Source organism: Enteractinococcus fodinae (assembly GCF_031458395.1).
GTDB lineage: Bacteria > Actinomycetota > Actinomycetes > Actinomycetales > Micrococcaceae > Yaniella > Yaniella fodinae.
This window is the reverse complement of the sequence record NZ_JAVDYJ010000001.1, coordinates 456694-469856: the sequence shown is the minus strand read 5'-3', so window position 1 is coordinate 469856 and position 13163 is coordinate 456694. Positions and strand designations below refer to the sequence as shown.

The following is a 13163-nucleotide window of genomic DNA, read 5'->3' as shown; positions in this document are numbered from 1 at the left end:
TGCCGTCCGGGCTAGCGTAAGCAGTGTGACTACTTCCCCTGAGATTCAGACACTGGCCGAACTTCGGGCTTCCGGGCACGTACAAAAGTCCGTGCGCGAAGAGCTCCGCGACAACCTGTTGGCCGCGCTGGCCGCCGGGCAGAACCCCTGGCCGGGACTCCACGGTTTTGAACGCACTGTCCTCCCCCAACTCGAACGCGCTCTGATCGCCGGGCACGACATGGTGTTATTGGGCGAACGTGGGCAGGGCAAAACGCGTCTGTTGCGCACCCTGGCCAGTCTGCTCGATGAGTGGACACCTGTCATCGCTGACTCGGAGCTGCATGAGCACCCCTATGAACCGATCACCCCGGAATCGATCCGCCGGGCCGAGGAAGACGGCGATCAACTGCCCGTGGCCTGGTTACACCGCGACGAACGCTACGTGGAGAAATTGTCGACACCTGATACCTCGGTGGCCGACCTGATCGGTGACGTGGACCCGATGCGGGTTGCCGAAGGACGTCGCCTGGGTGACCCCGAGACCATCCACTACGGACTGGTTCCGCGAGCCCACCGCGGCATCGTGGCACTCAATGAGCTGCCGGATCTGGCCGAACGTATTCAGGTCTCCCTGCTGAACGTGATGGAAGAACGCGATATTCAGATCCGTGGCTATGTATTGCGGCTACCCTTGGACATCCTGCTGGTGGCCAGCGCCAACCCGGAGGATTACACCAACCGCGGGCGCATCATCACCCCACTCAAGGACCGCTTCGGCGCGGAAATTCGCACCCACTATCCCGAAGAAATCGCCGACGAGATCGCGGTCATCCGGCAGGAAGCCCAGCTCACCGCCGAAGTGCCCGATGTGCTATTAGAAATCCTGGCCCGATTCACTCGAGCGCTGCGTCGCTCCCCCGCGATCAACCAGGCGTCCGGGGTTTCGGCGCGCTTCGCAATTGCTGGGGCAGAAACCATTGCGGCAGCCGCGCGGCATCGTGCCACCATCTGCAGCGAAGAAGCGGTGGCCCGGCTGATCGACATCCACACCGCTGTCGAAGTGCTGGGGGGCAAGATCGAGTTCGAGTCCGGGGAAGAAGGCCGCGAAGAAGCGATCTTGGATCACCTGCTACTGACCGCTATTGCCCAGACCGCTCGGGCACATTTCGCCGGCATCGACTTCGCCCCGCTGGTCGACACCTTCGACGGCGCCCACACCGTCACAACCGGGGAACGCGTCACCGCCGCCGCATTTCTAGATGAGCTACCGGAAGAGACCGAGTCCGGTGTCTACGACGAAATCGCGGACCGGCTCGATGCCGGTAACCGTCCCGGACACCGAGCAGGTGCCATCGAGCTGGCACTCGAAGGGCTTTATCTGGCCCAAGAATTATCGAAAGAAACCGTCGACGGGCAATCCGTTTACGGCTAAGGAGGCGTCATGCGCCACGGCAAGTCTGCACGCTATGGTCGGTATACCGGCGGGCCTGACCCACTGGCACCGCCCATAGATCTCAGCGACGCGCTCGAAGAGATCGCCGACGAAGTCATGGCCGGGTACTCCCCCGAACAGGCGATCCGTGAGTACCTCCAGCGCGGCAGCCGAGATATGCCCGGGCTCGATGAGCTGGCCGGCCGCGTTCATCAGCGTCGTCGCGACCTGTTGAGCCGCCACCGGTTGGATGGCACGCTGCAACAGGTCAAAGAACTCCTCGATGAGGCCGTCTTAGAAGAACGCAAGCAACTGGCCCGCGATATCACCATGGACGACATGGATCGTGACTTCCGGGAAATGCAGCTGATGAATCTGCCCGAGTCCACCGCGGCCGCCGTCACCGAGCTCTCCGATTACGACTGGCAGTCCACCACGGCTCGCCAAAACTACGAAGAGATCAAAGATCTGCTGGGCCGTGAGATGCTCGATCAGCGCTTCGCGGGAATGAAAGACGCGCTAGAAAACGCCACCGATGCGGACCGTGAAGCCATCGCTGAAATGCTCAACGATCTCAACGAACTGCTGGATAAGCATGCTCGGGGGGAAGACACCCAGCAAGATTTCGAAGACTTCATGGCCAAACACGGTGACCAGTTCCCGGAAAATCCGCAGAATATCGACGAACTGATCGATACGCTGGCCAAACGATCGGCCGCGGCGCAGCGCATGCTGGCATCGATGACCCCCGAACAGCGCGAAGAGCTCATGCAGTTATCAGCCCAAGCGTTCGGTTCCCCAGAACTAATGGACCAACTGAGCCGCCTTGACGCGAACTTACAAGCGCTGCGTCCCGGGGAAGACTGGACCGGCTCTGAAACCTTCGAGGGCGAACAAGGCTTAGGGTTGGGCGATGGCACCGGTGTGCTGCAGGATTTGGCCGATCTGGATGCGCTCGCCGAACAACTTTCCCAATCATATGAGGGTTCTAGCCTGTCCGACGTCGACATTGAAAAACTAGCACGCCAGCTCGGAGACGACGCCGCCGTATCGGCCCGGACCCTGGCGGAGTTAGAGAAAGCGCTCTACGATTCGAACCTGTTGCGACGCGGCTCAACCGGTGACCTGCGACTGTCCCCGCAAGCTATTCGACGGTTGGGCAAATCACTGCTGAAGGACGCAGCAGATCGGCTCACCGATAGGCAAGGTCAGCGCGACACCCGCCTTGCCGGTGCTGCCGGTGAGCTCACGGGCGCTACCCGGACCTGGCAATTCGGTGACGTTGAGCCTTGGAACGTGACCCGCACAATCACCAATGCGATCACCCGCACCGTGAGTGAAGGTAACGATCCTGGCGAGAGGCTGCGACTAGAGGTCGAGGACGTCGAGATTCAAGAGACCGAAGCCCGAACCCAAGCGGCAGTCGTCTTATTGGTCGATACCTCGTTTTCGATGGCCGCCGAAAACCGGTGGGTGCCCATGAAACGCACCGCGTTGGCGCTCCATCAGCTCATCTCCACCCGGTTCCGGGGTGATGAACTACAACTGATCAACTTCGGTCGCTACGCCAACCAGGTGCAAGTCGAAGAGCTGACTGCCATGGCACCCCTCTACGAGCAAGGCACCAACCTCCACCACGGGCTACTGCTGGCGACCCGGTTCTTCCGCAAACATCCGTCAATGCGGCCCGTGCTGCTCATCGTCACCGATGGTGAACCGACCGCGCACCTGTTGCCCAACGGACAATCCTGGTTCTCCTACCCGCCCATGCCCGATACCTTGCACGCCACGGTCGCAGAGCTTGACCGAGTCAGCCGAATGAACTCCGACATCACGTTCTTCCGGTTGGGTAATGACCCCGGCCTGAAACGCTTCTTAGAAGCGATGGCAAAGCGCGTCGAAGGCAAAGTCGTAGCCCCCGATGTACGAGACCTTGGTGCCGCGGTGGTCAACGAATTCCTGCACTCGCGGCGGCCGAACCTGCCCTTCGCGTTCTGACCGCCGCAAGGCGCAGCAGTCCTACCTGGTTTTCGGGGTGAACGCAGAAGTACCGGTAATCGCGCGGCCCACGATCAGCGCCTGCATCGAGTCAGTGCCCTCATAAGTGGAGATGACTTCCATGTCGGTCAGATGGCGGGCCACGTGGTTCTCTAGGAGCAACCCGTTGCCGCCCATCATGTCGCGTGCCTCCCGACAGACCGCGAGCGCTTTGCGCGAAGTTGTCATCTTGACCATCGAAGCAATGGCTTGATTATCTTCGCCCCGGGTCTGCAATTCAGCAAGACGCATGCACAGCAGTTGCATGGTCGTCACATCAGCCAGCATTGTTGCCAGCTTTTCTTGAACCAACTGGAAGTGTGCGAGCGGAGCGCCAAACTGTTCACGGTTCAATGCATAACGGGCCGCGTGTTCAAAGGCTGCCATCGCATGGCCGAGGGCCTCCCACGACGCCCCGCCGCGGGTGGCTTGCAGGACCCGGTTGACGTCCTTGAAAGACTGGCCAAACTCCAACTGGTTGTCGTCTGGTACACGAACGTTCTCGATGGTGATGTCAGCTTGCAAAATACCGCGCTTGCCGATCTTGCCTTCAATCACGGTCGGCTCGTAACCGGTGGGGAACTCACCGTCTTCTTTCTCAATGACGAATGCTTTGACCTCGCCGTCGGTCTCGTCTCGGGCGTAGAGCACGGTCACATCAGCGGCGTGACCGTTGCCAATCCAGCGCTTGTGCCCGTTCAGGATCCAAGAATCTCCGTCCCGACGTGCCGAGGTTTCCAATGCAACCGAGTCAGAACCATGCTTGGGTTCTGTCAGGGCAAAGGCGCCGAGTTTGTCCAGCGATGCCATGTCAGGGAGCCAGCGTTGGCGTTGTTCCTCGTTGCCTAGTAAGTAGATCGAGCCCATCGCCAGGTTTGCGTGTGCTCCCAAGAAGGTGCAGAACGACCCATCGATTCGGCCGAGCTCACGAGATAAAAGTCCGGCTTCACGGCGGGAAAAGCCAGGCGCACCGTAGCCTTCGACAAAGCTCCCAACGATGCCCAGTTCCTTGACCGCAGGGAGCACCTCGTAGGGGAACTCTGCACGTTCCCAATGCTCGTTAATGACCGGTCGGACGTGTTCAATGCCGAAGGTACGGATTTTGTCTCGCAGGGCGATTTCTTGCTCATTCAACTCGCAGTCGAGCAGCAAGAAGTCAGGGTGGTCGATGAGTTCATTCGTTGCTAGCAAGGTGATTTCCTTCGTTATCGCAGGGTGTTGGCCGTCTGGCCCTTATAGCTATGCTGAGTATCCCGGTCCGGAGTGCACTTCGAGCTGCTGCCGATAGGCCTCATTGGGAACTTTCGGTTTTCCGGTATTGGCGTCGATCGTCACGACGGTGACTTCCATGTGCACGCACGGCGTGTGGTCTTGGATCAATAAGTGGGAAACCACGTGTGACGTTCGCCCGATCTTCGAGATCCACACCCATATTGTGGTGTCAGCAGCGTAGTGCACTTCACGGTCGAACGTGGTGTTTTGTGCCCGTACCAAGACCTTTTCGTCCGTGTCTGGCGAAGCATCAGCGTTCCAGATGCTTCTGGCTCGGATGCGTGCTTCTTCGAACAGCGTCCCGATATTGGCATTATTGACATGCCTGTTCGGGTCTTGATCCGACCAGCGCAGTTGAAGGTTGATCGGAGTCGCTAGCTTGAGAATCTGTTCAAGGTTCGACATTGTGTACCGCACTCTTTCTTGTGGGTGTGATTATCTCGATTTCTTTGGGATCCGGCGCCGCTCTTCATTCGGGAGCGTTATTGTCGTCGAAGTCCACGCCCACCATCCACAACGAGTTCGGCACCGGTCACATACGACGCGAAATCGCTGAGGAGAAACGTCGCAGCATGCGCCAGTTCCGTCTTCGTCCCCATGCGCCCCAACGGAACGAGATGGCTTGGGTCCGCTTCCTCATACAGGATGTCCACTCCTGGAGTACCAGCGGTCAGACCCGGGACGAGAATATTTGATCGAATACCGTATGGACCCCAGGCTGCAGCCAGCGATTTCGACATGGTCGCCACAGCGGCTTTCGCACTGGCCGAGTGCACCGTATCCGGTCCACCCTGAGCGGCCCCGGTGGTGCCGATCGACAAAATAGAACCGCCTTCGCCGCGCTCAATCATATGTTGACCCACAAGTTGGGTAAAATTCCACGTTCCATACTGCACGATTTTGACCACGGCATCCCAAGCATTGGCCGACATTTCCTCCGGAGCTACCCGGAAGTTCCCGGCCGCGCTGTTGACCAGGTGGTCTATTTTGCCGTGTGTACCGACGACTTCGTCGATAAGATCGGAAACAGCCTCCCGGTCCCGAACATCCAAAGGTGCAACCATGGCGGCGCTTCCAGGGCGGAGTTCTTCTCCTGCTCGCTGGACTTCGCGCAGTTTCTCCTCGGTTCTGCCGACGAGGACGACTTTCGAGCCAAGTCGAATCAGTTCCAGCGCGATGCCCGCACCGATGCCGGAGCCACCGCCCGTTACGATGCTTACACGGTCTTGGAAAGTATCGTTGGGTAACATTTCTAGATGTCCTTCGTCTTCAGAATGGGAGACAAGCCTGCTGACCTTGCCGGTAGTCTTCAGGCGCTTGTTCGCTCGCCTGCTGCGACACCGTCTTGGGGGACACCAATAGATCCCTGTGCCAGAAGCAGCTCGAAGTCTTGCTGGCTGATGCCGACTTCGTCCAACACGGCTTGGGTGTTCTCACCTAATGCAGGAATATCACCTGTGGGTAGTTCGACGTCACCGAAGTTCATCGGAGGCAAGAGTGCTTTCAGCTCCCCGACGGGTGAGCCGATTGTGCGCCACCGATCCCGTGATGAGAGTTGAGGGTGATCGATCAGCCCTTGGATATCGCGAAGCTGGGCCGAAGCGATCCCGGCATCATTGAGTTTTTGTTCGAGCTCTGCGCTAGTGAATTTCTGAGCTTCCCGCGCCACGACAGCATCGCACTCAAAACGATTCTGGACTCTGGCTACGTTGGTTTCGAAGCGTGGATCCGTCACGTAGTCCGGGCAGTCGAAGACCTCGTTCATCAGAGCAGCCCAACCCCGATCATTCTGGATCCCGATCAGGACCTCACCGTCTTTAGTGGGGTAGGCGTTGTATGGCGCGATGGAAGCATGGCTGAGACCCATCCGCTGGATTTGTTTGTCTGCGTAAAGCTTCATGTACATTGGGTGCCCAAGCCATTCGGCGGTGGCATCCAGCATCGAAATGTCGAGCGTGGCCCCGATGCCGGTCCGTTCCCGACGGAGCAGCGCGGCAAGGACCGACTGGCAGGTGTAGTGCGCAGCCGCAATATCGGAGGCTGGGATTCCGGTCTTCGTGGCGGTCTCTGGGGTCCCCGTAATCGATACCAAGCCGGACTCGGCTTGGATCAGCATGTCATATGCCTTCCGGTCCTTGTGCGGCCCAGACGTGCCATAGCCGGTGATGGCTGCAGTAATGAGCTCTGGGTTGTCAGCGCGCAACTGCTCGGCGCCCAGACCCAATCGCTCGGCCGCACCCGGGGCTGCATTTTGCACGAACACATCGGCCGAAGCGATGAGCTTCTTCGCAATCTCCAGGGTCTCGGGGTTTTTTAGATCCAGCGCGACGGACTCTTTGCCGCGGTTCAACCACACGAAGTGCGAAGCAAGACCTTTCACCGCCGTATCGTAGTTACGTGCGAAGTCACCTTCACCCACTCGCTCGAGTTTAATGACGCGAGCGCCGAGATCAGCTAGATGCCGCGTAGCGAGCGGAGCTGCTACTGCTTGTTCCAAGCTGACGACTGTGTAACCTTTAAGAGGCAATAATGTTGGCTGTGACATACGTCTAGCTTGACCCTCAAATTGCTACCCGTCCAATGCTTTTATATCGGGTTATATATGCCTGCAAGGTAATAGTGATCCTCCGTGTTCAACACACGATCCCCGAGGATCGGCAGTCGCTAGACAAGCTGCCATAACCTCACTCGCCGCAAAATCATTGGGCCCAGTCCGACTTATGTGACTGATAAAAGCGCACATATTGGCCGCCATTCCGCCTAATCGGCCGCCTCCTCTTGACTTATGCCTTCTGGGCAACAATAGCTCGCGGCAGAAGTATTGGAGTTTGACATAGGACTTAGTGCAAAGTGAGGTGAGGCACAGCACTGAAGGAGCGTCATGTCCTACCTACACCGAACAGGCGTCATCGCCATGTCCACCATCGCCGCACTGGCTCTCGCCGGCTGCGGAACCGGCGGTGGCAGCGGCGATGCAGAAGACCGAGCCATGGAAGAAGATGGCATGCCCGGCACTATGGTCTGGAGCACCTACGGCACCGGAACTTCCACCTACGCCGACGTCGCAGTAGCGACCGAGGCCATCGGGCGTAACGAGGACACTGCCGTCCGTGTAGTAACTTCCGATACCGCGATCGGTCGACTGGCCCCCCTGAGTAGAGGAAAAGCCCACTTTTCTCGAACCGGCGATGAATACATTTTCGCATTTGAGGGTGAACACGAGTTTGTCGACCCCGGTTGGGGACCCCAAGATTTACGAGTCGCCTGGTCCCCAGTAGCGCCCCATGGTCTCGCCGTGCCCGAAAGTTCTAATATAGAGACCTTCGAAGACCTTGAAGGCGTAAACTTCCCGAGGATCACAGCGAATCCGTCCGTGAATAACAAACTCGAAGCTTTCCTTGCCTACGGCGGTCTCACGCCGGAAGATACTCGTCAAATTGAGCTTGGTTACGGGGAACAGGCAGACGCGGTAGATAACGGTCAGCTCGATGTCCTGTTCCAACAGGTCTACGGCCCGTCGTTATATGAACTGGAAGCCACGACCCCTATCCGCTGGTTGGAGCTCGACGAAGACGAAACTGAAAAACTTGCACGCCTTCAAAGCGTCGCTCCGTCAACTTTCGTCGGGGAATTCTCTGGGGCACCCGGTCAAGACGAAGATGCAACAGGGACCATTATGTACTACCCCGTACCAGTGGTCACGTATGCGGATATGAATGAGCTCGCCGTGTATGAAACGGTCAGCGCCCTTGTCGATCACTTCGACGAATATAAGGACTCTACGGCTACCGCAGAAGAGTGGGGTATCGACAATATTGCCCTTGAACCCATTCAGGTCCCCTTCCATGACGGCATGATTCGTTTCCTCGAAGAACGCGATCTATGGACCGAAGAAGCTCAGGTTCGTCAGGATCAGCTGGTCGAACGGGGAGAAGCACTCCGTGCTGCATGGAACGAGATCGTGGAGGACACAGATCCCGATGATCTTCGAACGGTCTGGGAAGACCGAAAAGAAGAGATCCCACTTCCAGACCATCTGCAGTAATTTTCTTCAGACCCACGTGATTTTGATCGGACAACTATGAGCACCAAGAAGCTTTCAGAACCGGCCAGCATGCCGGCTGAGCAGGACCCGCAGAACCCTCCACTATCGACACCTCGATATGGAAGGGGATGGAAAACTACCATTGTGACTCTGACTGTCATAGGGGTGTTACTAACCGCTAGTCAGGTATTCTTCTGGTCCCCTATCGGCCGAACCTTGCTTACGAATGAGTACCTCTACCTGGTCCTAGCGATCTTCCTGCCGATCGTCTTTATCACCCAGCCCGTGTCTGGAAAGAGCACCGGACGGCTCCCCTGGTATGACATCGTGCTGGCTGGCTTAGCGATGGCGTTGAACCTGTACTTTGCGATTAACGCACAGAACGTCATTAACTTCGGTTGGGATTATGCTGCGCCCAACGTTGCCATTGTCATCGCATACGCTCACTGGTTGCTGACCTTAGAAGCCCTGCGAAGAGCAGCTGGTTTGATCGTTACCATCCTGGCGGGCGCGTTCTCGCTCTTTCCGCTGATTACCGCTGAAGTTCCAGTGTCCTTCCTCCAAGGAATGGATTTTGACCTCAATGGAACCGCCATCATGCACGTCATGGGCTCTGAATCCATTTTGGGGCTGCCATTACAAACGGCAGCGGGCATTCTTATTGGGTTCCTCCTCTTCGGTGTGGTGCTGCAGCGTACGGGTGGAGCGGAATTCTTCAATGACTTTGCGCAATCGATCTTTGGTACCCAGCGAGGTGGCGCCGCCAAAGTATCCGTCGTGAGCACGACCGCTTTCGGCATGATGAGTGGGAGTGCGGTCTCGAACGTTCTCACCACCGGACCGATGACGATCCCCGCGATGAAACGCAGCGGATTTAGCCCGAAATATGCAGCTTCAGTCGAAGCGACAGCCTCATCAGGTGGTTCCGTCACCCCACCAATCATGGGGGCGGCAGCGTTTCTGATGGTGGCCTTTGTCGGCGTACCATACGTAGAAATTGCGATCGCGGCCATTATCCCAGCGGTGCTGTACTACGTCGGCATTTTCGTTCAAGTTGATGCATACTCCGCCAAATCAAACCTGAAAGGCTTGCCACGAGCCGACCTACCAAAACTCTGGTCTGTCATTAAACTCGGTTGGCCATACATCGCGGCTCTGGTAGGCCTGATGGCCATCCTCATCGTGTACCAGCGCGAGGCCCAAGCGCCATTCATCCTCGTCGCGGTTATTCTGGCCTACGCGATGCTGCGTCGGCGCAATCGAGTCACCCCGACCGACCTCTTTGGTATTCTCTACATCGCCGGAAAGACGATCGCCGAAATTATTGGCATTATCGCTGGTGTTGGGCTCATTATCGGCAGCCTGTCGATGACCGGAGTATCACTGTCACTGTCGAGCGAACTCGTGAATCTGGTGGGCGGGAATCTCCTACTGATGCTGATCGCCGGCGCTGTGGTGTCCTTCGTGCTTGGACTGGGTATGACCGTTTCAGCGGTGTATGTGCTGTTGGCCATCGTGCTTGCTCCTGCACTCGTAGCGTTGGGCATTGAACCAATCGCCGCACACCTCTTCGTGATCTATTGGGCCACCGTTTCGTACATCACGCCTCCGGTAGCCTTGGCGTCGTTTGCAGCCGCAGGCATTGCTGGCTCGAAGCCCATCCCCACGAGCTTGACCTCCATGCGGTTAGGCATGGTCAAATACATCATCCCGTTTGCCTTCGCACTGAACCCGGCCTTAGTCGGTCAAGGCGATTTGGGTACCATCCTGCTAAGTTTCGGTCTCAGTCTTATCGGGGTCTTCATGATGGCCTGTGGATTCGAAGGATATGCCGTCGGTATCGAGAAACGTCTTCCTGTCCTGATGCGCATCATTGCGGTAGTTGCTGGGTTTATGATCATGCTCCCAGAAACGACAACAAGCATCGGAGGTCTGGCAGTCGCCGTGGTACTGGGTGTGCTCCTCGCCTTCCGTCCACGGGAGGAGAAAAAGGCTCCCATCGAGACTTCTGCAGAGGCCACTACCACGCTTCAGAAAACATAAAATAAGTTGCGACTGACTATCGAACGGGCGGGCCAAGTATTTGGTCCGCCCGTCTGGTGTCTTCGTCATCTCAAACTCAAAATCAGCCAGCGAGAGGAAAGAGGCCGCATTGCGTGAGCCAGGGAAGATCGCGTACATCGCGTTACTGTGCACCACGATGGTGGGCACCCTTTCCGCCAACGTAATGAACGCCCCGCTGCATCGCATCCAGCGTGACTTCAACGCCTCTGACGCCGAAATCGTGCTCGCGGTTTCCGCTTTCACCATCGCCATGGTGGTTTTCGTTCCACTGACTGGATGGTTGTGTGATCGCTACGGAGCAGTGCGGGTCGTGCTCATCAGCCTCGCAGCCATGGTGCTTGCGCAACTGCTTGCGGCTTTTTCGGTCAATCTTGAGATGCTCATTCTGCTTCGACTAGCGCAAGGCATAGCCTGTTCGGCCTTCCCGCCCGGGATTCAACGAAGCCTTGCGACCCTGTGGCCATCAAAGGGGCAGGCCGCGATGGCTGCCTGGGCTTCAGCAATCGGAGCGGGACAAGCGATCGGGCCACCAATTGGCGGACTGATTTCGGAACTTTCGGGGTGGCGCTCCGTCTTTATCTTTCAGGCGCTGGTCTGTCTCATTTTAACGGTAACGATCCTTGCTGTGGTCCCGAAACCACGCGGCAGAAGTGTCCCAGTGCACCCCGCGGGAATGTTTATGTTGATGGTTGCAGTTGGGGCCGCAGCTCTTACCGTAACGCTTATCGGCCAGCGAGCCTCACCGATCACCGAGGCTGTGGCAGGCGGAACCGCTGCACTCAGCGTCGGGGTCTACGCATTCCTCGCCACGAAATTTCCTCAGCGGCTATTTGAGCCCCGATCACTACTCGAAAAACGCTACATTCGCGGGACCGTCACGGCGGGAACATCCATGCTAATCATGGGCGTGTGCTTAGTTAGTCTGCCACTGTATCTGGGCGAGACCATGGGGTTAAGTCCCGGGCCTGTGGGGTTCATTGTCTCTGCGATGGCGGCGGCCATGCTGCTATCTGGGCCGCTCACCGCGTGGTTTGCGGAGCGACTGGGGTCGCGCCGAGTCGTGGAGATGGGACTTAGCGTGTTGATCGCCGCACCGCTGTTGTTGGGGTGGTGGACTTCATCCGAAAGCTCCTTTGCCATCCAGGTGACAATTATCGTGGTGCTCTTATTGCTCATCGGCACGGGTATCAACGCCAGTCAAAGCGTTGCAGCCTTTGCCATCTCCCGCTCTCAAGCAGCACGCAACACAATGGCCTTCGGGATCCACAACACCGCGCGGTTCATGGGGATGGCTATCGGGTACGCGTGGGCAGCTCTGATCTATCCGATGGGCAACAGCTTGCTGCTTTACGGTGGGGTCTCCGCGGCTGCGCTCTTTGCTCTGCTGGTAACGGTTATTGGTGGGCCTGCCCCGCAAATCCCCGCGGACCACGAACCATAAACGAAACGGCCCGGTCCACCTTGCCGGTGGCCGGGCCGTTCACGTCTGGTATGAAAGCTTTGGTCAGCGGAGATAGAAACGGTCTGGGTCGATCTGCTGCTGCAATAAGGCTACGTCTTCCTGACTCGGCTGAGCGGTCGTGCGCAGATTTTCAGACACTTTTAAATCCCAGCCCGTTCCCGCGTGCACCTCGTCAAACTCGACCCCGGGAAAGATTTCTGCCAGTTCAAGCTCACCGTAGCGGTCCGGTCTGCGCAGAATCCCCAGCGGGGTGATTACCGTAGAAACGCCAAACCCATTGACCGGCACATTTGGATCTTTTTCTCGCGCGCGTACCGGACTCGGGGAGGTGCAAAAATCTACTTCGGCGGGGAGCGCGCTGAGGTCGTGCCGACGAAGAATCACGATGATTTCGCCGGCGCTCGCCATAATATCTGCCGCCCCACCGGAACCAGGCAGACGCACTTTCGGGTTCTTTGGATCGCCGATAAAGCTAGTGTTGAGGTTGCCCCACCGATCGACCTGGGCTGCACCTAAGAAGCCGACATCTACGTTGCCGCCTTGCAGCACGTAGCCAAATAACGCCTGCATGTTGAGCACCGATTCGGAACCGGACACCAACACCGAGTCGGCAATACCTTCAGCCAACCCCTCGGGGTGAGCACCACACACGCCTGATTCGTACACCATCTCGAGGTTCGGTTCGAAACGGCGCTGCGCTAGATCAACTGCCAACGTCGGTAATCCAACGCCGGCAAACACGCGACGTTTTCCGGCTAATTCACGTGCCGCGACTGTGACAAGAAATTCCGCATCAAAACGCGTGACCTCAAGTGAGTCTGTCACGTCACCGCGGACTGTATTGATGTTGTTCATGATGTCTCCGTAAA

Annotated in this window: 10 protein-coding genes; 5 read left to right on the top strand and 5 right to left on the bottom strand. The window is 57.7% G+C overall.

The window, feature by feature from the left end; all coding sequences use genetic code 11:
- Positions 1-25: 25 nt before the first annotated feature.
- Positions 26-1414 carry an ATP-binding protein gene (locus tag J2S62_RS02155; RefSeq protein WP_310170807.1) on the top strand — a complete coding sequence of 463 codons (1389 nt, stop codon included), beginning with the start codon at positions 26-28 and terminating at the stop codon, positions 1412-1414.
- A gap of 9 nt (positions 1415-1423) precedes the next feature.
- On the top strand, positions 1424-3412 hold the full coding sequence (locus tag J2S62_RS02150) for a VWA domain-containing protein (protein WP_310170804.1): 1989 nt from the start codon (positions 1424-1426) through the stop codon (positions 3410-3412).
- 21 nt (positions 3413-3433) lie between these two features.
- Here J2S62_RS02150 and J2S62_RS02145 read toward each other — a convergent pair whose 3' ends face one another.
- The 4 genes from J2S62_RS02145 to J2S62_RS02130 all read right to left on the bottom strand — a co-directional run bounded on the left by J2S62_RS02145 (position 3434) and on the right by J2S62_RS02130 (position 7268).
- Positions 3434-4642: an acyl-CoA dehydrogenase family protein gene (locus J2S62_RS02145; protein WP_310170801.1), complete on the bottom strand. Its 1209-nt coding sequence runs from the start codon at positions 4640-4642 to the stop codon at positions 3434-3436.
- Between the two features lie 48 nt (positions 4643-4690).
- On the bottom strand, positions 4691-5128 hold the full coding sequence (locus J2S62_RS02140) for an acyl-CoA thioesterase (protein WP_310170798.1): 438 nt from the start codon (positions 5126-5128) through the stop codon (positions 4691-4693).
- 77 nt (positions 5129-5205) lie between these two features.
- Positions 5206-5973 carry an SDR family oxidoreductase gene (locus J2S62_RS02135; RefSeq protein WP_310170795.1) on the bottom strand — a complete coding sequence of 256 codons (768 nt, stop codon included), beginning with the start codon at positions 5971-5973 and terminating at the stop codon, positions 5206-5208.
- A 59-nt stretch (positions 5974-6032) separates the two neighbouring features.
- Positions 6033-7268 carry a CaiB/BaiF CoA transferase family protein gene (locus J2S62_RS02130; RefSeq protein WP_310170793.1) on the bottom strand — a complete coding sequence of 412 codons (1236 nt, stop codon included), beginning with the start codon at positions 7266-7268 and terminating at the stop codon, positions 6033-6035.
- Between the two features lie 336 nt (positions 7269-7604).
- On the opposite strand from J2S62_RS02130, the gene J2S62_RS02125 reads away from it, so the two are divergent.
- From J2S62_RS02125 to J2S62_RS02115, 3 genes are all read left to right on the top strand, one after another.
- A complete protein-coding gene (locus J2S62_RS02125) occupies positions 7605-8768 on the top strand; it encodes a TAXI family TRAP transporter solute-binding subunit (protein WP_310170790.1) in 1164 nt (387 codons plus the stop codon).
- Positions 8769-8912: 144 nt separating this feature from the next.
- Positions 8913-10811 (top strand): TRAP transporter permease, encoded by a 1899-nt coding sequence (locus J2S62_RS02120; RefSeq protein WP_310170787.1) that lies wholly within the window; start codon positions 8913-8915, stop codon positions 10809-10811.
- A gap of 109 nt (positions 10812-10920) precedes the next feature.
- Positions 10921-12273 carry an MFS transporter gene (locus J2S62_RS02115; protein WP_310170784.1) on the top strand — a complete coding sequence of 451 codons (1353 nt, stop codon included), beginning with the start codon at positions 10921-10923 and terminating at the stop codon, positions 12271-12273.
- Positions 12274-12336: 63 nt separating this feature from the next.
- Here J2S62_RS02115 and J2S62_RS02110 read toward each other — a convergent pair whose 3' ends face one another.
- Positions 12337-13149 carry a CoA-transferase subunit beta gene (locus tag J2S62_RS02110; RefSeq protein WP_310170781.1) on the bottom strand — a complete coding sequence of 271 codons (813 nt, stop codon included), beginning with the start codon at positions 13147-13149 and terminating at the stop codon, positions 12337-12339.
- Positions 13150-13163: the final 14 nt, after the last annotated feature.

Bases quoted from the DNA above. Each gene is read 5' to 3' on its own strand.
- J2S62_RS02125 (WP_310170790.1), top strand. From the start codon at position 7,605: ATGTCCTACCTACACCGAACAGGCGTCATCGCCATGTCCACCATCGCC.
- J2S62_RS02150 (WP_310170804.1), top strand. From the start codon at position 1,424: ATGCGCCACGGCAAGTCTGCACGCTATGGTCGGTATACCGGCGGGCCT.
- J2S62_RS02110 (WP_310170781.1), bottom strand. From the start codon at position 13,149: ATGAACAACATCAATACAGTCCGCGGTGACGTGACAGACTCACTTGAG.
- J2S62_RS02140 (WP_310170798.1), bottom strand. From the start codon at position 5,128: ATGTCGAACCTTGAACAGATTCTCAAGCTAGCGACTCCGATCAACCTT.
- J2S62_RS02130 (WP_310170793.1), bottom strand. From the start codon at position 7,268: ATGTCACAGCCAACATTATTGCCTCTTAAAGGTTACACAGTCGTCAGC.
- J2S62_RS02135 (WP_310170795.1), bottom strand. From the start codon at position 5,973: ATGTTACCCAACGATACTTTCCAAGACCGTGTAAGCATCGTAACGGGC.